Annotated in this window: 19 protein-coding genes; 4 read left to right on the forward strand and 15 right to left on the reverse strand. The window is 68.6% G+C overall.

Annotation, left to right across the window (positions count from 1 at the left end; genetic code table 11):
• A partial coding sequence (locus HMPREF3121_RS03315; RefSeq protein WP_246816052.1) for a DUF349 domain-containing protein occupies positions 1-1,312 on the forward strand: 1,312 nt, incomplete at its 5' end.
• Between the two features lie 36 nt (positions 1,313-1,348).
• Here the strand turns inward: HMPREF3121_RS03315 and HMPREF3121_RS03320 are convergent.
• From HMPREF3121_RS03320 to HMPREF3121_RS03340, 5 genes are all read right to left on the reverse strand, one after another.
• The gene (locus HMPREF3121_RS03320) at positions 1,349-2,104 is read right to left on the reverse strand and encodes an Rv2732c family membrane protein (RefSeq protein ID WP_070519854.1); all 756 of its coding nucleotides are present in this window, start codon (positions 2,102-2,104) and stop codon (positions 1,349-1,351) included.
• A complete protein-coding gene (miaB, locus tag HMPREF3121_RS03325) occupies positions 2,097-3,710 on the reverse strand; it encodes a tRNA (N6-isopentenyl adenosine(37)-C2)-methylthiotransferase MiaB (RefSeq protein WP_070519856.1) in 1,614 nt (537 codons plus the stop codon). The genes HMPREF3121_RS03320 and miaB overlap by 8 nt, the downstream gene beginning before the upstream one ends.
• A 95-nt stretch (positions 3,711-3,805) precedes the next feature.
• Entirely contained in the window at positions 3,806-4,360 is a 555-nt protein-coding gene (locus HMPREF3121_RS03330; protein ID WP_070519896.1) for a regulatory protein RecX, read from the reverse strand.
• 103 nt (positions 4,361-4,463) lie between these two features.
• Entirely contained in the window at positions 4,464-5,561 is a 1,098-nt protein-coding gene (gene recA, locus HMPREF3121_RS03335) for a recombinase RecA (protein ID WP_070519898.1), read from the reverse strand.
• A 311-nt stretch (positions 5,562-5,872) separates the two neighbouring features.
• Positions 5,873-6,079, reverse strand: coding sequence for a DUF3046 domain-containing protein (locus HMPREF3121_RS03340; RefSeq protein WP_070519858.1), 207 nt, complete (start codon positions 6,077-6,079; stop codon positions 5,873-5,875).
• Between the two features lie 80 nt (positions 6,080-6,159).
• Between HMPREF3121_RS03340 and HMPREF3121_RS03345 the strand changes: the two genes are divergently transcribed.
• From HMPREF3121_RS03345 to HMPREF3121_RS03355, 3 genes are read left to right on the forward strand one after another with little or no spacing between them, the layout of a single operon-like run.
• A complete protein-coding gene (locus tag HMPREF3121_RS03345; protein WP_035121961.1) occupies positions 6,160-6,744 on the forward strand; it encodes a biotin transporter BioY in 585 nt (194 codons plus the stop codon).
• Positions 6,741-7,424: an energy-coupling factor ABC transporter ATP-binding protein gene (locus tag HMPREF3121_RS03350; RefSeq protein ID WP_070519860.1), complete on the forward strand. Its 684-nt coding sequence runs from the start codon at positions 6,741-6,743 to the stop codon at positions 7,422-7,424. Before HMPREF3121_RS03345 ends, HMPREF3121_RS03350 begins: the two co-directional genes overlap by 4 nt.
• On the forward strand, positions 7,424-8,050 hold the full coding sequence (locus HMPREF3121_RS03355) for an energy-coupling factor transporter transmembrane component T family protein (protein ID WP_070519862.1): 627 nt from the start codon (positions 7,424-7,426) through the stop codon (positions 8,048-8,050). The genes HMPREF3121_RS03350 and HMPREF3121_RS03355 overlap by 1 nt, the downstream gene beginning before the upstream one ends.
• Positions 8,051-8,264: 214 nt before the next feature.
• On the opposite strand, the gene HMPREF3121_RS03360 is transcribed toward HMPREF3121_RS03355, so the two are convergent.
• The 10 genes from HMPREF3121_RS03360 to thyX form a co-directional block, all read right to left on the reverse strand.
• On the reverse strand, positions 8,265-9,101 hold the full coding sequence (locus HMPREF3121_RS03360) for a PspA/IM30 family protein (RefSeq protein WP_070519864.1): 837 nt from the start codon (positions 9,099-9,101) through the stop codon (positions 8,265-8,267).
• 118 nt (positions 9,102-9,219) lie between these two features.
• Complete coding sequence (locus HMPREF3121_RS03365; RefSeq protein ID WP_070519866.1) at positions 9,220-9,549, reverse strand: helix-turn-helix domain-containing protein; 330 nt, start codon at positions 9,547-9,549, stop codon at positions 9,220-9,222.
• An 84-nt stretch (positions 9,550-9,633) separates the two neighbouring features.
• On the reverse strand, positions 9,634-10,137 hold the full coding sequence (locus HMPREF3121_RS03370) for a CinA family protein (protein WP_070519868.1): 504 nt from the start codon (positions 10,135-10,137) through the stop codon (positions 9,634-9,636).
• The gene (gene pgsA, locus HMPREF3121_RS03375) at positions 10,138-10,713 is read right to left on the reverse strand and encodes a CDP-diacylglycerol--glycerol-3-phosphate 3-phosphatidyltransferase (RefSeq protein WP_070519870.1); all 576 of its coding nucleotides are present in this window, start codon (positions 10,711-10,713) and stop codon (positions 10,138-10,140) included.
• A gap of 32 nt (positions 10,714-10,745) precedes the next feature.
• Entirely contained in the window at positions 10,746-11,873 is a 1,128-nt protein-coding gene (locus tag HMPREF3121_RS03380; protein WP_083291231.1) for a TerC family protein, read from the reverse strand.
• A 266-nt stretch (positions 11,874-12,139) separates the two neighbouring features.
• Complete coding sequence (locus HMPREF3121_RS03385) at positions 12,140-15,394, reverse strand: DNA translocase FtsK (protein ID WP_070519899.1); 3,255 nt, start codon at positions 15,392-15,394, stop codon at positions 12,140-12,142.
• A gap of 108 nt (positions 15,395-15,502) precedes the next feature.
• Positions 15,503-16,120 (reverse strand): TIGR03085 family metal-binding protein, encoded by a 618-nt coding sequence (locus HMPREF3121_RS03390; protein ID WP_070519872.1) that lies wholly within the window; start codon positions 16,118-16,120, stop codon positions 15,503-15,505.
• 121 nt (positions 16,121-16,241) lie between these two features.
• Positions 16,242-18,353 carry a ribonuclease J gene (locus HMPREF3121_RS03395; RefSeq protein ID WP_070519874.1) on the reverse strand — a complete coding sequence of 704 codons (2,112 nt, stop codon included), beginning with the start codon at positions 18,351-18,353 and terminating at the stop codon, positions 16,242-16,244.
• A complete protein-coding gene (dapA, locus tag HMPREF3121_RS03400) occupies positions 18,354-19,259 on the reverse strand; it encodes a 4-hydroxy-tetrahydrodipicolinate synthase (RefSeq protein ID WP_070519875.1) in 906 nt (301 codons plus the stop codon).
• Positions 19,260-19,308: 49 nt separating this feature from the next.
• The gene (gene thyX / locus HMPREF3121_RS03405; RefSeq protein WP_070519877.1) at positions 19,309-20,061 is read right to left on the reverse strand and encodes an FAD-dependent thymidylate synthase; all 753 of its coding nucleotides are present in this window, start codon (positions 20,059-20,061) and stop codon (positions 19,309-19,311) included.
• Positions 20,062-20,081: the final 20 nt, after the last annotated feature.

Genomic DNA, 20,081 nt, shown 5'->3' on the forward strand with positions numbered 1-20,081 from the left:
CGGCCCCCGCCCCGGCCCCCGACCGGGAGGACGGCCCCGCCGCCCCGCGGCACCGGCCGGCACGCCCGCGGTGACCCCCGTCGTCCCCCGCAAAACCGACCCCGCCAAGTGGGGACGCGTCGACGACGACGGCACGGTGTGGGTCCGCACCGGCGACGGCGAGCGGCAGGTCGGATCGTGGCAGGCCGGCGCCCCCGAGGAGGGCCTGGCCCACTACGGCGCCCGGTACGACGACCTGGCCACCGAAATCGAACTGCTCGAGGCCCGCATCCAGTCCCACCCGGAGGAAGCCGCCACCGTCCGCGCCTCCGCCGAGGAGCTCAAGGGCCAGCTGCCCGACGCCGCCGTCGTCGGCGACCTCGACGCCCTGGATCGCCGCCTTGACATCGTGCTCGTCCACGCCGACGAAGCCGGCGAAAAGGCCAAGGCCGAGAAAGCCGAACGTCGCGCCGCCGCCATCGCCCGCAAGGAAAAGCTGGCCGCCGAGGCCGAGGACATCGCCGAAAACTCCCAGGATTGGAAGGCCGCCGGCGACCGCATCCGCGCGATCCTCGACGAGTGGAAGCAGATCCGCGGCATCGACCGCAAGACCGACGACCAGCTGTGGAAGCGCTACTCCCGCGCCCGCGACGCCTTCAACCGCCGCCGCGGCAGCCACTTCGCCGAACTCGACCGCAACCGCGCGTCGGCCCGCAAGGCCAAGGAAGCCCTCGTCGAGGAAGCCGAGGCCCTGCAGCACTCCACCGACTGGGGTCCCACCGCCGCCGCCTACCGCGACCTGATGGCCCGTTGGAAGGAAGCCGGCCGCGCACCCCGCGACATCGACGACAAGCTGTGGAAGCGCTTCAAGGAAGCCCAGGACACCTTCTTCGGCGCCCGCAACGCCGCCCACGCCGAGCGCGACAAGGAGTTCGAGGCCAACGCCGAGGCGAAGGACGCCCTGCTGGCCGAGTTCGACGAGCGGATCCGCCCCGACAAGGACCTCGACCACGCGCGTTCGGAGCTGCGCAAGCTGCAGGAGCGGTGGGACGAAATCGGATTCGTGCCGCGCGGCCGCGTCCGCGAGTTCGAGGACAAGATCGGCGCGCTCGAGCGCCGCGTCGCCGACGCCGCGGATTCCCAGTGGCGCCGCACAGACCCGGAGGCCCAGGCCCGCGTGCAGCAGTTCGCCGACCGCGCCGCCGACTTCGAGGCCAAGGCCGCCGAGTTCGAGGCCGCCGGCAAGGCGAAGAAGGCCGAGGAAGCCCGTGCCCAGGCCGCCCAGTGGCGCGAATGGGCCGACGCCGCCGAGCGCGCCCTCGAGGAGATGTAGCTCGGAGACGCGGGCGCCGACGCCTGCGGGCGTGGCCTACTGCTCGTCGGCGTCCGGCGTCTGTTCCGTCTTTTCAGCCTGGTCGGTCTTTTCAGCCTGCTCGGCCTGCTCCGCACGCTTGGCACGGCGGCGCTTGGACCGGTCGCGTCGATCGTCGACCATGGCGTCGACGTCGGTGCCGGTGTTGTCGATGAGGCCGGCGCGCAGATACTGCTGCTGGGCGCGCAGCACGGGATCCTCGTCGACCTCCTCGCGGCGGGCGGCGGCCAGCGCGGCCTGGAACGTGGACTTGCGGAACACCACGAAACTCAAGGTGATGGCCATCAGGATCGACAGCGCGATGCCCATGGCCAAGCCCCAGCCGATGCCCTCGGACGCCTCCGACGGCGGACGCGACTGGCGCATCCACCCCGCGAAGATCGAGTACACCGCCTGGATGCACACCGCCGCCCACGCCACGAACGCGACGACCGCCGACCGCGACAGGATCGTCGCGATGACCAGCAAAATGCCGACGAGCAGGATGATCGAGTAGATCCGCTCCGGCAGCATGGTGAAGTACTGGCGGGCGACGTCGGTGTCCAACAGCACGTCGAAACCGAGGACGACGCCGGAGTGCGGGGCGAAGAAGGTGAAGATCAACCCGACGAGCAGCACGCCCACCGGCACCACCGCCATGCCCAGTTGGATTTCACCGCCGGCCTTGCGCTCGGCCTCCCGCAGGTCACCGCGGAACTCGGCGAGCTTGTCGCGCTCCGCACTGCCCTCCGGCGTCACGTTTTGGTCAGTCACAACCGCAACCCCTGTCCTGGTTCATCGTCTGGTTCACGGCCGGCGTCGACGGCCGTCCCACACCGGGCAAGCCTAGCCCCACGCCAATCGGGGCGGTGGTCGGGGTGTTGCCCGCCTCCCACATGTCGCCGGCCCGGGTACGGCGGTGCGCCGTGACACCGGAATCGGCGATGAGGAAGTGCGGAGCCGACTCCGTCACCGTGACGGTGACGAAATCGCCGGGACGGATCTCGCCGTCGATGTGGGGTCGGCCGGCGTCGTCAAGCGAATCGGCGCCCTCGGCCTCGTCCACTGCGACCGGCGCGAAGTGAACGAGCCGCCCATCGACCGCGCGCCCCGACATGCGGCGGGTTTCGGCGTTCTTCTTGCCATCGTCGGCGGTGACCAGCAGCTCGAGGGTGCGGCCGACCTGCTTTGCGTTCTCCTCCTCGCTGATGCGCTCCTGCAGCTCGATGAGGCGGCCGTAGCGCTCCTTGACCACGTGCGGCGGCACCTGGTCGGGCATGTCGGCCGCCGGGGTGCCCGGGCGCGGCGAGTACTGGAACGTGAACGCCGAGGTGAAGCGAGCGCGCTCGACGACGTCGAGGGTCGCCTGGAAGTCCTCCTCGGTCTCGCCGGGAAAGCCGACGATGATGTCGGTGGTGATCGCCGCATGCGGCATCCGCTCGCGAACCTTGTCCAGGATGCCGAGGAACTTCTTCGAACGGTAGGACCGGCGCATCTCCTTGAGCACCTTGTCCGAACCCGACTGCAGCGGCATGTGCAGCTGCGGGGCGACGTTGGGGGTGTCGGCCATCGCGTCGATGACGTCGTCGGTGAACTCCGCCGGGTGCGGCGACGTGAACCGCACGCGCTCCAGGCCTTCGATCTCGCCGCAGGCGCGCAGCAGCTTGGAAAACGCGCTGCGGTCGCGTTCGAGTTCCGGGTCGTCGAAATGCACGCCGTAGGCGTTGACGTTCTGCCCCAACAGCGTGACCTCGGTGACGCCCTGGTCGACCAGCGCCTGCACCTCGGCGAGGATGTCGCCCGGGCGGCGGTCGCGTTCCTTGCCGCGCAGCGACGGCACGATGCAGAAGGTGCAGGTGTTGTTGCAGCCCACCGACACCGACACCCACCCGGCGTACGGCGATTCGCGCTTGGCGGGCAGCACCGACGGGAAGTCCTCGAGCGCGTCCTTGATTTCGACCTGCGCCTCGTGGTTGTGGGCGGCGCGTTCCAGCAGCGTCGGCAGCGAGCCGAGGTTGTGGGTGCCGAAGACCACGTCGACCCACGGCGCCTTCTTCACGACGGCGGCCTTGTCCTTCTGCGCCAGGCACCCGCCGACGGCGATCTGCATGTCGGGGTGCTCGTCCTTGACCGGCTTGAGCCTGCCGAGCGTGCCGTAGAGGCGGTTGTCGGCGTTTTCGCGCACGGCGCAGGTGTTGAACACGACCAGGTCGGGTCGTTCGCCCTCGGCGACGGCGATGTAGCCGTTGTCCTCCAGCAGGCCGGACAGGCGCTCGGAGTCGTGGACGTTCATCTGGCAGCCGAAGGTCCGCACTTCGTAGGTGCGGGGGCCGGCGGCTGCGGGGGCGGTGTTTTCGGTGGTGGGGCTGGCGTGCGTCACGCGGGAAAGGGTATCGCGAGCGGGCGTGCCTTCCCCAATCGCCGTGGGAACCGCCGTGCGCGTTTTGCTTGACGACGCCGCCCTCCCGGCACCTTTCACCGCGCGCCCAATTCGTCGTAGCGGGCATCGAGGGCTTCCCGGGCGATGACCATGGACATGCCCTGGGCGAATCCGCGGCGGGCGAGCACCCCGACGACGCGCCGCAGGTCTCTATCCCGGGCGGCACGGTCGGTCGGCGGTGACGAGATGGTGCCGGCCTTCTTCGCGGCCAACGCCCGTGCAATGTGCGACTCGTCGGCGTCGGTGATCTGCTCGAGCGCTTCCGCGCGCAGGTGCGGGGCAATGCCCTTGTCCGCCAACTCGCGGTCGAGCACCATCCGCGACTTCCCCCGGGCCGCGTGGCGTTGCCGCACCCATTCATGGGCGAAGTGGGCGTCGTCGAGCAGCCCGGACGCCGTCAGGTCGTCGAGCACTTCGCCGATGGCGGCCGGCGGCCACTCCTCGTTTTCCGCCAGCCGGCCGCGCAATTCCTCGCGGGAGCGGGCCCGCTGGTCCAGAAGCCGCAGGGCCCGGGAGCGGATCGGCGCCTTCACCGCTTCGGCATCGGCATCGATGATCGGCTCACCACCCTCGGCGGCGACCTTCTCCATCGCGGCCCGGAGCTTCTCGAGCTTCTCGGCCTGCTCCGCCTGCTCGGCCGTCACAGATCGGTCCGCCACTCGCCGCGCTCCCCTCTCCTACTCGTCTGCGCTGCTACTCGTCGTCGAAATCGATGTCCGGCACCACGTCGACCGGCGCATCGGCATCCGGCTCTTCCGCGGCGTTCGCGTACTCGCCGACGCCGAGCTTCCGCTTGATCTTGTCCTCGAGCTCCGCGGCCAACTCCGGGTTCGAGCGCAGGTGCTCGCGGGCCTTCTCCTTGCCCTGCCCCAGCTGATCGCCCTCGTAGGTGAACCACGAACCCGACTTCTTGATGATGCCGTTGTCCACGCCCATGTCCAGGATCGACCCCTCGCGGGAAATGCCCTGGCCGTAGATGATGTCGAACTCGGCGATCTTGAACGGCGGCGACACCTTGTTCTTGACGACCTTCAGCTTGGTCCGGTTGCCCACCGCGTCCTGGCCATCCTTCAGGGTCTGGATGCGCCGCACGTCGCACCGCACCGACGCATAGAACTTCAGCGCCTTGCCGCCGGTGGTGGTCTCCGGCGAACCGAACATCACGCCGATCTTCTCGCGCAGCTGGTTGATGAACACCGCCGTGGTACCCGAATTCGACACCGCTCCGGTCATCTTGCGCAGCGCCTGGCTCATCAACCGCGCCTGCAGACCCACGTGGGAGTCACCCATCTCGCCATCGATCTCCGCCTTCGGCGTCAACGCCGCCACCGAGTCGACCACGATGATGTCGATGGCACCGGAACGCACCAGCATGTCGGCGATCTCCAGCGCCTGCTCACCGGTGTCCGGCTGCGACACCAGCAGATTGTCGGTGTCCACGCCCAACTTCCGCGCGTAATCCGGATCGAGCGCATGCTCCGCGTCGATGAACGCCGCGATGCCGCCGGCCCGCTGCGCCTCCGCGATCGCATGCAGCGCCACCGTCGTCTTACCCGACGACTCCGGGCCGTAGATCTCGACGATGCGACCACGCGGGAAACCGCCGATGCCCAACGCCACGTCGATGGCGATGTTGCCGGAGGAAATCGCGCGAATCGGCGGACGATCATCATCGCCCAGACGCATCACCGCGCCCTTGCCGAAATCCTTCTCGATGTTCGCCAACGCGACGTCGAGCGCCTTGAGCCGATCGCCGCCACCCGACGACGCGGTCGCCTTCTTCCTGGCCATGTCCTTCTCCCGTCCACGCGGCGCTTCCGCCACGTCCAGATCCGTTTCGTCCCTCACCTGATGCGCACCCGGCGCCGATGTATCCGTCACGCCCTGTTGGACGCGCCCCGGAGCGAATCGGTTCCATTTTGCTTTTCCGCGGCACCCTCGCCGCCCACACCCGTGGTTGTACCGGGCCGAGCGGATCCGCGGACCGCACGCGTTCGACTATAGACGAAAGCCCGTTCGAATGCGCGCCGCAACACGCCGACGACGCCGTTTCGCCGACCAGGCGGGCGTCGTCAAGCAAAACCCCGAGCCACCGGCGACGATCAGTCGTCCGGCCCCAACCACCGCTCCTCCGGAACATCATGGTCGCGGCACAACGCCCACCACACGTCCCGCGGCTCGACGCCACGTTCGATCAACTCCGCCGGCGTGGCGCCGTACTCCGCCAACACATGCGACTCCAACAACCACGGCCCCTGGGCATCGCCGAACTCGGCCTCGACGAAGCGATGAAAATCGGCCAAACGCATGCGACCACGGTAACACCGCCGCCCCCGACCCCAAACCCCTCCCTGAACACCGCTCAAACCGTCGCCTAGAATCACTTCCCGTGCAGAAAACAGCGATCCAATCCCTCGTCTACATCGCGGCCTTCGCGGCCCTCATCATCGTGCTCGGCGCGGTCTCCATCCCCGTCGGCGCCGTCGGCGTGCCCATCGTCCTGCAGAACATGGGCATCGCACTGGCCGGCATGCTCCTCGGCTGGCGCCGCGGCACCCTGTCCGTCGTGCTGTTCCTCGCCGTCGGACTCATCGGCGTGCCCAACCTCGCCGGATTCCGCACCACCCTGTCCGCCCTGCCCGGCACCACCGTCGGCTACCTCGTCGGCTACATCGTCGCCGCCCTCGTCATCGGTCTGCTCACCGAACGCCGCCCCCGCGGCAACGGCGCCATGATCGGCCTGTTCACCGCCGCCGGCCTCGTCGGCGTGCTCGTGCAGTACCTCTTCGGCACCTTCGGCCTCATGGTCCGCGCCGAAATGGGCTTCGTCGAGGCCCTGCTGGTCAACGTCCCCTTCATCCCCGGCGACATCGTCAAGGTCGTCGTCGCCGCGCTCATCGCCGCCCCCGTCCTGCGCGCCTTCCCCGACCTGCGCGCCAACACCGCCGCCACCGCCGCCACCGCAGCACGATGACCGTCATCCGCTTCGACTCCGTCACCTGCGACTTCGACGGCCGCCGCGCCCTGGGGCCCGTGACGGTGGAACTGTCCGAGCGGCGCATCGGCATCATCGGCCCCAACGGCGGCGGCAAATCCACGTTCGTGCGCCTGATCAACGGCCTCACCGACGCGTCGTCCGGCCGCGTCGACGTCGGCGGCCTCGACCCCGCCCGCAAGGGCCGCGAGGTCCGGCGCAACGTCGGCTTCGTCTTCTCCGACGCCGACAACCAGATCGTCATGCCCACCGTCGCCGAAGACGTCGCCTTCTCCCTGCGCCAGCGCGGCATCGCACCGAAGGACCGCGACGGTCTGGCCCTTTCCGCTTTACGACGATTCGACCTCCACGACCACGCCGACCACTCCCCCCACCTCCTGTCCGGCGGGCAAAAACAACTCCTGGCCCTGACGTCGGTGCTCGTCCTCGAGCCCGAACTGATCATCGCCGACGAACCGACCACGTTGCTGGATCTGCGCAATCGCCGTTCGCTCGCCGCGACGTTCGCGAGTCTTGACCAACAGCTGATCGTCGTCACGCACGACCTCGACTTCGTCGCCGACTTCAACCGCGTCCTGTGCATCGAAGACGGACTCATCGTCGACGACGGCGACCCCCGAACCGTCATCGACGGCTACGTCTCCCGGATGGGCGCCTGATGGCCGGCCGCGGCGCGCTGGTCGTGCCCCTGTCGGTGTACGTCAAACGCGACTCCCCCGTCCACCGGATGCCCGCGGGGCCGAAGCTCGGACTCGTCGTCGCGTTCATCGTCGTCGCCACGATCTTCGCCCGCACCATCCCCACCGCCGCGGTCGCGCTGGCCGTTGCGCTGTGCGGCTATGCCGTCGCCCGCATCCCCCTCAAAGTCGCGGTGGCGCAGTTGCTGGGCGCGGTGCCGCTGCTGGCGTTCATCGCCGTCATCCAGGGGCTCACCGGCGACTGGGAACTCGGCGCGATGCTGTTTCTGCAGATCCTCGCCTGCGTCATCGCCGCGACGCTGCTGACGCTGACCACCCGCGTCTCCGACCTGATGAACGCCTTCGACCGATTGTTGGCGCCGCTGGGGAAGTTCGGGCTGCCGGTGGCCACCATCTCGTTGGCGATGTCCCTCACGCTGCGCCTGATTCCCCTCCAGGTGCAGGCCGTGCGCGAGGTTCTGGACGCCCGCCGCGCCCGTGGAGCCTCCGCGTCGGCGACCGCGTTCGGGGTGCCGGTGATCATCCGCACCATTCGCCGTTCCCGCGCCATGTCCGACGCCCTACTAGCCCGCGGCGTCGGGGACTAGGGCGGCCCGGGACTGGCCGGCCGGTCACAAACACACCGCCCCGTCAGAAACTCGACATTTTTCGCGGCCACCAACACCCCACCTTGGCTTTTGCAAAGCGGTGGCATGACTTTCTGACGCACCCCGCCCCGCGACTCCACACGAAAAACCGGCGGCCCACCATCATGGTGAACCGCCGGTCATCGCGCGCGGGGCCGCCGCCTCCTGCCGCCCTCTACTGACCGCCGCGCAGTTCGCGCAGCTTCGCCTCGACCGCCGGGTCGACGGAGCCGGACTGGCCGCCCTGCCCCTGCTCGATGGCACCCTGCGCACCGCCGGACGGCAGCTGGTTGCCGCCGCGCATCTCGGACCGGATCTGCTCCAGGCGCGAGTGGCCGGCCAGCTGGATGCCCGCCTGCTCGACCTCCGCCATGCGGCCCTGGACGGAATTCTGGGCCAGCTCGGCCTGGCCGAGGGCGTTGGCGTAACGACGCTCGATCTTGTCGCGCACCTGATCCAGGTTCGGGGTCGAGCCGGAGGACAGCTCGTTCATGGACTGCAGGGACTCGGAGACCTTCTCCTGCATCTTCGCCTGCTCCAGCTGCGACAGCAGCTTGGTGCGCTCGGCGACCTTCTGCTGCAGGGCCATGGAGTTGCGCTCGACGGCTTTCTTCGCCTGGGCGGCCTGCTGCAAGGACTGGTCGTGCAGGCCCTTCAGATCCTCGACGGACTGTTCGGCGGTGACGAGCTGGGCAGCGAACGCCTCGGCGGCGTTTTCGTATTCGACGGCCTTGGCTTCGTCGCCTTCGCCGCGGGCCTTGTCGGCCAGCTGCAGGGCCTGGCGGGTGTTGCCCTGGAGCTTCTCGATCTCGGCGAGCTGCCGGTTGAGGCGCATCTCGAGCTGGCGCTGGTTGCCGATGACGGCCGCCGCCTGCTGGGAAAGTTCCTGGTGCTGACGCTGGGCGTCTTCGATGGCCTGCTGGATCTGGACCTTTGGGTCCGCGTTCTCCTCGATCTTGGAGTCGAACAGGGCCATCATGTAGTTCCACAGCTTGGCGAAGGGGTTTGCCATTGTTGCTCGGTACCTTCCTCAGAGAGTCGGCGGGAGTGGGCGGGAGCCCCGGGCGTCCGGCGTCCCAGAATACCCGGCGGTGGTTCGTGCCGCAGCAACGCCGCGGAACGCGGTCGGGTTACATCGCGGCCATTTCGGGCTGCGCGGCGTGCAGTGCCATGGCGCCGGCGGCGTCGATGATGACGTCGGAGACGGAAACGGACAGTCCGTGGCACACGGAGGCCAGCAGTTCCGACGACACTTCTTTGCGGCCGCGTTCGAGTTCCGACAGGTAGCCGGGGCTGATGGCGGCGAGGTCGGACAGTTCCCGGAGGGTCATGCCGTTGCGGGTGCGGATGTCGCGCAGCGCCTCGCCGAGCGCTTCGCGCAGCAGCGGTTCACGCGCGGGCGCCGCGACCGGCAGCGGCGATTGCGCGGGGGCGGGAATGGTCATGGTGTCGTTGATCATCACCCCAATTAACGCACGAATGGGCGCGTTTGTTCCCGGTTCGACGATTCAGGGGCGGTTTTCCGGCCGGGCGCGGGTACGGCGTCAGCGATCGAGCTCGGTCGTGAGCAGGTCCAACGCCCGCGCGACGGCTGCGGTGCGGATGCCCCAGCGTCCCGCGTCGGCGTCGATGTCGAGTTGCTTGACGACGACGCCGTGGTCGGGTCGGGCGATGGCGCACCAGACTTCGCCGACCGGGTGGCCGTTTTGGGGTGCGGGGCCGGCGACGCCGGTGAGCGCCACTGCCCAATCGGCGCCGCAGCGCTTCTTCGTGCCGATGGCCATTGCCCGGGCGGTGTCCGGTGCGACGGGGCCGACGGCGTCGAGCGTGTCGGCGGGGACGTCGGCCAGCGTCGCCTTGAGGTCGGTGGCATAGGTGATCAGGCCGCCGCGCAAGACGGCCGACGCTCCGGGAACTCCGGCGACCGTCGCGCAAAACAGGCCGGCCGTCAGCGATTCCGCCGCCGCGAGCGTCTGCCCCCGGGCGGTGAGCACGCCGATGACGTCGACTGCGGCGGTGCCGTCGGCAAGCGGATCGACGGCACCCATCTAGGCGGCGGCCTTGCGGGAGTCGACGATGTACTGGACGCCGGTGACGACGGTGATGACCACCGCGAGGATCATGACCACCCACGCCGGCCAGTGCAGCCAGGCCACGGGCATGAGGAACAACGCCACCGCCAGCGACTGGGTCACCGTCTTCAGCTTGCCGCCCTTCGAGGCGGGCACGACGTGGCCGGCGCGCAGCTGGAACATGCGCCAGAACGTGATGCCGAGTTCGCGCACCACGATGATCGCCGTGATCCACCACGGCAGCAGGCCGATGATGTTGAGGCCGACCAGGGCGCCGATCATCAGCGCCTTGTCGGCGATGGGGTCGGCGATCTTGCCGAAGTCGGTCACCAGGTTGCGGGCGCGCGCGAGATCACCGTCGATCTTGTCGGTGATCATCAGCAGCGCGAACACTCCGAAGGACCACCATCGCCACCCGGCGTCGTCGCCGCCTTCCCGCAGCAGCAGCCACAGGAAGACGGGGACGCCGAGAATGCGCAAAACGGTCAGCGCGTTCGGCAGGTTCCAGTTGGAGGGCGCGGCATCCGCGACGGGGCGGGATTGATCGGTCACGCCGTCAACCCTACCGCCGAATCCGAGACGTTCTAATCGGAGGTCCCTCGGCCGCTGGATTCGGACGACGGGCCGTCGTCACGCGAAGCCCCGCGGAACTTCTTCGCTTTGACGGAACCGTCGACCACGAGCTCCTCGTGCTCCACGTCGTGGCCCGTCCACCGGGCCGGGGCGATGCCGCCCATGTTCCGGTCGCGGACGTTCTTCAGCCACGAGGCCAACACGGTGACCACCAACACGACGACGATGAACGCCAGCGACACCCACGTGCCGATCTCCGGCACCGCCACGTCCTCCCCGCCGTTGATGAACGGCAGATTGTTCTCGTGCAGCGCATGCAGGAACAGCTTGATGGCGATGAAGCCCAGGATCGCGCCGAGGCCATAGGCCAGGTACACCAGCCGGTCGAGCAGACCGTCGAGCAGGAAGTACATCTGACGCAGACCCATCAACGCCAGGGCGTTGGCCGTGAAGACGATGTACGGCTCGTCGGTCAGGCCGAAGATCGCCGGAATCGAGTCGAACGCGAACATGATGTCCACGAAGCCGATGGCCACCAGCGCCACCGCCAGCGGGGTGAAGTACCGCTTGCCGTCGACCCGTGCGGTCAACTTGTCCTTGTTGTAGCCGCTGGAAATCGGGACGATCTTGCGCAGCCAGATGATGATCTTCATGTCGTTCGGATCGGTCTCCGGCTTGTCCGCCGCCTCGTCCCACACCGTCTTGATGGCGGTGTACAGCAGGAACAGCGCGAACAGGTAGAACACGTCCGACCACTTGTTGATCACCGCGGCACCCAACAGGATGAACACCGTGCGGAAGACCAGCGCCATCGCGATACCGAACAGCAGCACCTTCTGCTGGTACTTGCGCGGGATCTTGAACGCCCCGATGATCAGCGCGAACACGAACAGGTTGTCCACGCTCAACGCCTTTTCGGTGACGTAACCCGACAGGAACTCGACGCCGCGTTCGTGGTCCCAGAACAACCAGATGAACCCGCCGAACAACAGCGCCAGGACGACGTAGAACGCGGTCCAGCCGCCGGCTTCCTTCAGCGTCGGCTCATGGGGGGTCTTGACGTGGGCGTAGAAATCGAAGGCGATGAAGCCGATGACGACCACGACGGTGATCGCCCAAACGAAAAAAGGTACGTGCACGGGTGGTTCTCCTCCGGTCGGTCGACGAATAACCGGAGGTCTCTCCCACCGCACGACTCACGTCGGCCGATGGCGCCGGGGAACTCGCGGCACCCGCCTCGACGGCCGGCGCCCGACTCCCGTGTTGACGACGGCCATCACGGTGAAAACCGGGGATACTCCCCTCCACGGCCCACCACTGTACACGTCGACGAACCCCGTACGAGTTGCCTCGCACGGGGTTCGTCGGGTGGATCGTCGGAAAGCACGGCGCTTCACGCCCCCCCCTAGGCCATGCCCTCCGTCGGCTCGGCGTCGACGACATTCGCGTCATCGGTCGGGGCTTCGGCGGGGTCGGCGCCGCGGATCATCCAGATGATGGTCTCCAGCTCCTCCGGCTTGACCAGCACCTCGCGGGCCTTCGAGCCCTCCGAGGGGCCGACGACGCCTCGGGTCTCCATGAGGTCCATGAGGCGGCCGGCCTTGGCGAAACCGATGCGCAGTTTGCGCTGCAGCATCGACGTCGAACCGAACTGGGAGGTGACCACCAGCTCGACGGCCTGCACGAGATCCTCGAGATCGTCGCCGATGTCCGGGTCGATGTTCTTGACGGCCTCGGCGGCCTTGTCCTCGGTGACGCCTTCGGTGTAGTCGGGCTCGGCCTGCACCTTGCACGCGTCGACGACGGCCTGGATCTCCTCGTCGGTGACGAACGCGCCCTGCAGTCGGCGCGGCTTGCCGGCGCCCTGCGGAATGAACAGCGCGTCGCCCATGCCGATGAGCTTTTCGGCGCCGCCCTGGTCGAGGATGACGCGGGAGTCGGTCAGCGACGAGGTGGCGAACGCCAGTCGCGACGGAACGTTGGTCTTGATCAACCCGGTGACCACGTCGACCGACGGGCGCTGGGTGGCCAGCACCAGGTGGATGCCGGCGGCGCGGGCCTTCTGGGTGATGCGGACGATGGCGTCTTCGATGTCGCGCGGCGCGGTCATCATCAGGTCGGCGAGCTCGTCGACGACGCAGACGATGTACGGGTACGGGCGGTACTCGCGCTCGGAGCCCAGCGGCGCGGTGATCTCGCCGGACTTGACCTTGCGGTTGAAGTCCTTGATGTGGCGCACGCGGGCGGACTTCATGTCCATGTACCGCTGCTCCATCTCCTCGACGAGCCACTGCAGTGCGGCGGCGGCCTTCTTCGGCTGGGTGATGATCGGCGTGATCAGGTGCGGGATGCCCTCGTAGGGGGTGAGTTCGACCATCTTCGGATCGACGAGGATCAGGCGCACCTCCTCCGGCGTCGCGCGGGTGAGCAGCGACACCAGCATCGAGTTGACGAACGCCGACTTGCCGGAGCCGGTGGAGCCGGCGACGAGCAGGTGCGGCATCTTCTGGATCGAGTGGCTGATGAACTCGCCTTCGATGTCCTTGCCCAGGCCGATGAGCATGGCGTCGTCGTTGGCCAGCGTCTTCGGTGCTTCGAGGACGTCGGCCAGGCGGACCATTTCGCGGTCGTTGTTGGGCACCTCGATGCCGACGGCGGACTTGCCCGGGATGGGCGTGAGCAGTCGCACGTTGTCGGTGGCGACGGCGTAGGCGATGTTGGACTGCAGGTTGGTGATCTTGGAGACCTTCACGCCGGGGCCGAGCTCGATTTCGTAGCGCGTGACCGTCGGGCCTCGGGAGAACCCGGTGACCTGCGCGTCGACGTTGAATTCGGAGAAGACCTCGGTGATGGCCTCGATCATCCGGTCGTTGGTGGCCGTGCGCGTCTTGGGCGGCTCGCCGGCGATGAGCAGGTCGGTGGACGGCAGGCGGTATCCGTCGGCGACGGCGGGCCGCGCGGGGGCGACGTCGGTCTTCGGTTCGGTTTCGGACTTCGGGGTCGTCGCGGGGATCGCGGAGGCGTCGATGCCCGATCGCGCCGCGATGGCGTCCATCTGGCGGCGGGTCGCCTCGGAGACGGCGTCCTTCCCCGGCGTGCGGTCGGGGGTCGCCGGCTTTTCCCGCTTTACGACGGCGACGTCCTCGGTGTCCGCCGCGGGCATGACGGTGGTGTGGTTGGCGTCGGCGTCGTCCGAGTCTGCGGTGAGGTCCGAATCGACGGTGGTGTCCGAGGTGTCCTCGGCTGCACGGCGCGGAGCATCGTCGACGACCGGCTGCGGCGCGGTGGGCGCCTCCACCACATCGTCGAGGCTCAGCTGACGGGTGCGGGAATCGTCGGCGTACTCGTCAACCGGGTAGGCGTCGGCGGGCGACGGACGACGCGTGGGCCGCGACGGCCGAGTCGGGGCGTCGTCGTCGAGCAGGTCGTAGAGGTTGTCCTCCACCGGGGCCTGATTGCGCCGGGTCGCGCGGGTCCGCTTCGGCGTCTGCGCACGACGGCGGGAGCGGCTCGACGACGCATCCCGATCGGCCGGTTCCGGGTGGGCGTCGTCACGCGAACCCGCATCGGGGCCGTCGTAGGCCTCGGCGCGCTCGTCGAGCATGCCGTCGACGCCGGCGTAGAGGTCATCGGGGTCCAGGTGATCAGCGTCGCCGACATGACGACGGCCCGTCCGGCCGGACCAGGCGCCCAGATTCAGGTACTCGCCGACGACGTCGACGAGCTGACGAACCGTCGTGCCGCTGAGCAGCAGCGCACCGTAGAAGATGACGCCGAACAACAGGATCACGGCCACCCACGGAGTGAAGCCCGCGGCCAACGGCGTGCCGATGTACCCGCCGATCGCGCCACCGGCGGCACGGCGGCCGTCCCAATCTTCCGGGCGGCCCGAGCCGATGTGCACGATCGACAACATGCCGCCGGCGATGAGCGCGACGCCGACGCTTGCCGCCGAAGAACGCTCGCGTGGCGGGATGGTGCCGAGCATCATCATGATCGCGACGATGCCCAGCACCACCGGAAGCACGTACGCGCCGACGCCGATGATCGTGCGGAACAGGGTCTCGATGACGTCGCCGACCGGGCCGGCCAGCGAGAACCACGTTGCCCCGGCGAGAACGATGGCCAGGGCGAGGACGAGGAGGGCGGCGCCATCGCGCGATCCCCGCGCGGCCGAATCCTCCGGCGGCAGATCCGCGTAATCGTGCGCGTAGGCCTGGTCCCGGTCATGGTCCCGAGAGTCGGCCGGGGTGGTCACGTCGTCGTAGCCGTCGGCCTTCTTCCGACGCTTCGGACGGGAATCAACCTTTTCGGCTTGACCGACCCCATCGACGCCTCCGCCGGAGGCGCCCCGCCGACGACCCTTCACTGGTGCATCATCCGACGTGCGGACCTCCACCGCATCTCGCTTCGAGCTCCCGCTGCGGCCGCCGATCTTGCGGGCCAGCCCAGCCACGCCGCGGGCGGTCTGCTCCCACGCGCCGGACAAACCGCTGCCGACGGCGCGGTAGGCGCTGCCGGTGCGTTCGAATCCATCGTCGTACCCGTCGCCCATGCGGCGGGTGGCGTCACGGGCGGTCCGGGAATCCGCGGGCCTGCGAGCCGGACCGCGCGAGGTGGGGCGCGTCCGGGGGCTGCGGGTGCGACTGGTGGTTGACATGGGCACCACCTTAGTCGCTTTTCGTCCCTATTTTCACATTAGTCACACGCGTGTCAGTCGGGACGCCCGCCGACCACTCCCCTGCCCCACGTCACGCGGCCGCTCGCGTCAGATCGACAGACGCACGACACCCGACTCATCGCCGTCGACGCTCACCCGGGCCTCATCGCGGCCGAACAGCCACAGCACCAACTCACCCGGGTCCCCCTTCACCGTCACCGTCGGAGCACCGGTGGCCGCACGATCCACCGGCGTCGTCGCCGCCCCGTCATCCCGCACGAGCACCACCGTCGACGTCGAATCCCGCAGCATCCGCCGCGACATCGTCGACGCGATGCGCCACAGATCCCTGCGCCCCGACGGCGACAACTCCCGCGGCCGCCACCGCTCGCGCACACGCCGCACGTCCTCGTGATGCACGAAATTCTCCGCCGCATTGACCAGCTGATCCGCCCACCGCATCGGGTTCCACACCGGCGCCCCCTCCGCCCACGTGTCCACCAACTCATCGAACGGCTTGGCCTCGTATTCGGCCGTCACCTTCTCCAGCCGCTCCCGCAACGCCGGCACGAACATCCCGCCCGCCGCATCGGGCCGATTCTCGCGGACCACCAGGTGCACCGCCAGATCCCGCGTAGTCCACCCCTCGCACAACGTCGGAGCATCCGGGCCCACCTCCCGGAGCAAATCCGCCAACTGCCGTCGTTCGTCCTGCGCGAAAGTCATGGCCGCCAGTGTACGGGCCCGACCGGATCACCCGCCGGACACGACTACGCCCCTTTCGGCCACAAGGCCGAAAGGGGCGTCGTCAAGCACGAACCGACCGGGACGCGCGGCTGCCGGAAAGCTACAGACTCTCGCGGCTGCCGTCGACGTCCTCGTCGGAGACCGCGTCGACGGACTCGGAGGACATCGGCACGATGGTCGGGACGATCATCGGGCTGCGGCGGTACTTCTGGTTGATCATCTTCTCCGCCCGGCGGCGCACCTCCTGCGCCATGCGGTACGGGTTGTTCTCGCCCGAACCGGCCAGGTCGTACATGGTCTCGTCGACCAGCGACTCGACCTCCGCCAGGACCTCCTTGACGTCGTCGGAGAAACCGCGGGCCTGCGCGCGCGGCTTCTCCAGCGGACGACCCGTGCGGTTGTCGATGACCGACGTCACCGTGATCAGGCCGCCCTCGCGCATCTCGGCGCGATCGGCCAGCACGTCGGCGTCGACGTCGCCCATGGACGTGCCGTCGACGTAGAGCTGACCGACCGGCACCTGACCCACCACGCGCGCACGGCCGTCGACCAGATCCACGACGACGCCGTTCTGCGCCAGGACCACGTTCTCGGCGGGCACGCCCGTCGAAATGGCCAGCTCCTTGTTGGCGCGCAGGTGACGCCACTCGCCGTGCACCGGCATCGCGTTGGACGGACGCACCGCGTTGTACAGGAACAGCAACTCGCCGGCGTAACCGTGGCCGGAGGTGTGGATGTTCGCGTCGCGGCCGGTGACGACCTTCGCGCCGATCTGGGCCAGCATGTTCAGGACGCCGAAGACGGCCTCCTCGTTGCCCGGCACCAGCGACGACGACATGATGATCAGGTCGCCGTCGCGGACGGTGATCTGACGATGCTCGCGGCGGGCCATGCGGCTCAGCGCCGCCATCGGCTCACCCTGCGTACCCGTGGTGACCAGCACGACCTTGTGCGGCGCCATGCGGGACGCCTCGTTCATGTCGACGATCGTGCCGCGCGGGGCGGTGAGCAGGCCGAGCTCCTCGGCGATGCGCATGTTGCGGATCATCGACCGGCCGTTGAACGCCACCTTGCGGTTGGCGGCGACGGCGGCGTCGATGACGGCCTGCACGCGGTACACGTTCGACGCGAAGGTGGCGAAGATGACGCGCTGCTTGGCCTCCATCACCAGGCGACGCAGCGTCGGGATGATGTCCGACTCGGAGCCGGACACCCCCGGCGTGGTCGCGTTGGTGGAGTCGCACAGGAACAGGTCGACGCCCTCGTCGCCCAGGCGGCTCAGGGCCGGCAGGTCGGTCGGACGCTTGTCCGGCGGGGTCTGGTCGAGCTTGATGTCGCCGGTGTGGACCACCAGGCCGGCGCCGGTCTTGATGGCCACGCCGAGGCACTCCGGGATGGAGTGGTTGACGGCGAAGAACCGCAGGTCGAACGGGCCGCGCTGCTGACGGTCGTGCTCGTTGACCTCGATGGTCTTCGGGCGGATGCGGTGCTCCTGCAGCTTCGCCTGGATCAGCGCCAGGGTGAAGCGCGAGGCGATGATCGGGATGTCGCCGCGCTGCTTGAGCATCCACGGGATTGCGCCGATGTGGTCTTCGTGGCCGTGCGTGACGACGAGCGCCTCGACGCGATCCCACTTGCCCTCCATGTAGGAGAAGTCCGGGAGGATCAGGTCGACGCCCGGCTCGTCGGAGCTCGGGAAGAGAACGCCGCAGTCGACGATGAGCAGACGGCCCTTGTATTCGAAGACCGTCATGTTGCGGCCGATCTCCGAGATGCCGCCGAGGGCGACGATGCGAAGGCCGTCCTTCGGGGCCTTCGGCGGCTCCGGCAGGCGCTGGGTCAGGTCCGCGCCCTGCATGGACTGCACGACGTTGCGGCGGTTGCGCTGGCCACGGCCACCGCCCTTGCCGCCGTTGTTGTTCTGGCCCTGGTTCTGACCGCCGCGACCACCGCGGCCGCCACGGCCACCACGGCCGCCGCGACCACCGCGGTTGCCACGGTTGGAGCCGCCGGAGCGACCCTGGTTCTGGCCCTGATTCTGGTTCTGGCCGGAATCACGGTCCTGCGGGGACTCGTTCTTCTGCGCGGACTCGTTCTTTTGCTCGGCGCCGTCGTTCTTCGGCGTCTGGGCCTCGGCGCGGGCGATTTCCTTCTCCTGCGGGGGTCCGGCCTTGCGGACGACCTTGCGGGGGCGGCTGCGATTCTCGCTCACTTAGAGGACACCGGCCTCTCGCAGGTCGGCGGCGAGCAGATCGAGCTGCTCCGGGGTCGGGGGAATCTGAGGCATACGGGGGTCTCCTGTCTGAATGCCCTGCAGCTGCAGCGCTGCCTTGGCGAAGCTCACCCCGCCCAGGCGGCCCTGGGCGCGGAAAAGCGGGGTCATGGAAGCATGGGTCTCGCGGGCGGCATCGAGCTGACCGGCGTCGAACTGGTCGCGCAGGTCGGCGAGCTTGCGGGGCGCGGCGTGGCCGACGACGGAGATGAAGCCGGTGGCGCCGATCGACAGCCACGGCAGATTCACCACGTCGTCGCCGGAGTACCAGGCCAGGCCCGTGTTGGCGATGATGTGCGCGGCGGAGCCGAGGTCGCCCTTGGCGTCCTTGACCGCGGTGATGCGGGGGTGCTCCGCGAGACGGAAAATAGTGTCCGTTTCAATCGGAATGACCGAGCGCGGCGGGATGTCGTACAGGCAGACCTCCAGGTCCGTCGCGTCGGCGACGGCCGTGAAGTGCCGGTAGATGCCCTCCTGGCTCGGCTTCGAGTAATACGGCGTAACCACCAGCAGGGAGTCCGCGCCCGCCTCGGCGGAGGCCTTGGCGAGTTCGATGGACTCCGTCGTGTCGTTGGTCCCGGCGCCGGCGACCAGCTTCACCGAGTCGCCGAGCTCGGCGCGCACGGCGCGCAGCAGCTCGATCTTCTCGGCGGTGGTCGTCGTCGGGGACTCGCCGGTCGTGCCGGCGAGGATGAGCGAATCGCAACCGTTGTCGGTCAGGTGACCGGCCAGTCGCACGCCTGCATCGACGTCCAGGGCGCCATCAGCGTCAAACGGTGTCACCATGGCGACGGCGACGGTGCCGAAGGCATCGACGCCTCGGTTCGAAGCGAATCCAGTGGTCATTGTTGAGAGGCTACCTGTTCTATGTCGCTGTGCCGGGCATTGCCCCGGCTTATCCTTCAAATGCGTACGGGCTCGACGCGACGACGGAGCCGTCGCGGAGGCGGCTGACCTCGAAATCGCCGAACGCCGTCGGCGCGACCGCCTGCAGTTCGCGCAGGCACGCCACCGCCAGTGCCCGGATTTCCGAATCCGCGTGTTCCGTGGCCCGCATTCCGATGAAATGCCGCCACGAACGGTAGTTACCGGTGACCACGATACGTGTTTCGGTGGCGTTGGGCAGGACGGCCCGCGCCGCCTGGCGCGCCTGTTTGCGGCGCAGCAGCGCGTTGGGTTCCTCGGCCCACTTCTCCTCGAGCGCGTCGAGCAGTTCCTGGTAGGCGAAGCGCGACTGGTCGACGACCGCCTCGAACAGCCGGAGCAGTTCGGGGTCTTCGGCGATGGCGGCCGGGGCGATGACGCGGTTGGCGGTGTCGGGGACGAACCGCTGCGACAGCTGCGAAAAGGAGAAGTGGCGGTGGCGGATGAGTTCCTGCGAGCAGGACCGGGACAGGCCGCGGACGTAGATCGACGCCGACGCGTGTTCGAAGAGGCTGGTGTGCCCGACTTCGAGGACGTGCCGGAGGTATCCCTCGTTGGTCGCGGTGCGCGGGTTGGGTTTGTCCCAGGTTTCGTAGCAGGCTCGGCCGGCGAATTCGATGAGGGCTTCACCGCCGTCGGCGTCGGTGTCCCAGTCGATGTCGGCGGGCGTGGTGAACTGCGTCGAGGCGATGAGCTGTGCGCTCAGTCCCACGATCTCGGACATGGTTTTTCCTCTTGCCGGCC

The sequence above is a fragment of the Corynebacterium sp. HMSC11E11 genome (genome assembly GCF_001807025.1).
GTDB classification, from domain to species: domain Bacteria; phylum Actinomycetota; class Actinomycetes; order Mycobacteriales; family Mycobacteriaceae; genus Corynebacterium; species Corynebacterium freneyi.

Coding starts and splice junctions, on each gene's coding strand:
- HMPREF3121_RS03385 (WP_070519899.1), bottom strand. CDS start 15,394: ATGTCAACCACCAGTCGCACCCGCAGCCCCCGGACGCGCCCCACCTCG.
- HMPREF3121_RS03365 (WP_070519866.1), bottom strand. CDS start 9,549: ATGATCAACGACACCATGACCATTCCCGCCCCCGCGCAATCGCCGCTG.
- HMPREF3121_RS03370 (WP_070519868.1), bottom strand. CDS start 10,137: ATGGGTGCCGTCGATCCGCTTGCCGACGGCACCGCCGCAGTCGACGTC.
- HMPREF3121_RS03340 (WP_070519858.1), bottom strand. CDS start 6,079: ATGCGTTTGGCCGATTTTCATCGCTTCGTCGAGGCCGAGTTCGGCGAT.
- HMPREF3121_RS03390 (WP_070519872.1), bottom strand. CDS start 16,120: ATGACTTTCGCGCAGGACGAACGACGGCAGTTGGCGGATTTGCTCCGG.
- recA (WP_070519898.1), bottom strand. CDS start 5,561: ATGGCCAGGAAGAAGGCGACCGCGTCGTCGGGTGGCGGCGATCGGCTC.
- dapA (WP_070519875.1), bottom strand. CDS start 19,259: ATGACCACTGGATTCGCTTCGAACCGAGGCGTCGATGCCTTCGGCACC.
- HMPREF3121_RS03350 (WP_070519860.1), top strand. CDS start 6,741: ATGACCGTCATCCGCTTCGACTCCGTCACCTGCGACTTCGACGGCCGC.
- HMPREF3121_RS03330 (WP_070519896.1), bottom strand. CDS start 4,360: ATGGAGAAGGTCGCCGCCGAGGGTGGTGAGCCGATCATCGATGCCGAT.
- HMPREF3121_RS03360 (WP_070519864.1), bottom strand. CDS start 9,101: ATGGCAAACCCCTTCGCCAAGCTGTGGAACTACATGATGGCCCTGTTC.
- HMPREF3121_RS03355 (WP_070519862.1), top strand. CDS start 7,424: ATGGCCGGCCGCGGCGCGCTGGTCGTGCCCCTGTCGGTGTACGTCAAA.
- thyX (WP_070519877.1), bottom strand. CDS start 20,061: ATGTCCGAGATCGTGGGACTGAGCGCACAGCTCATCGCCTCGACGCAG.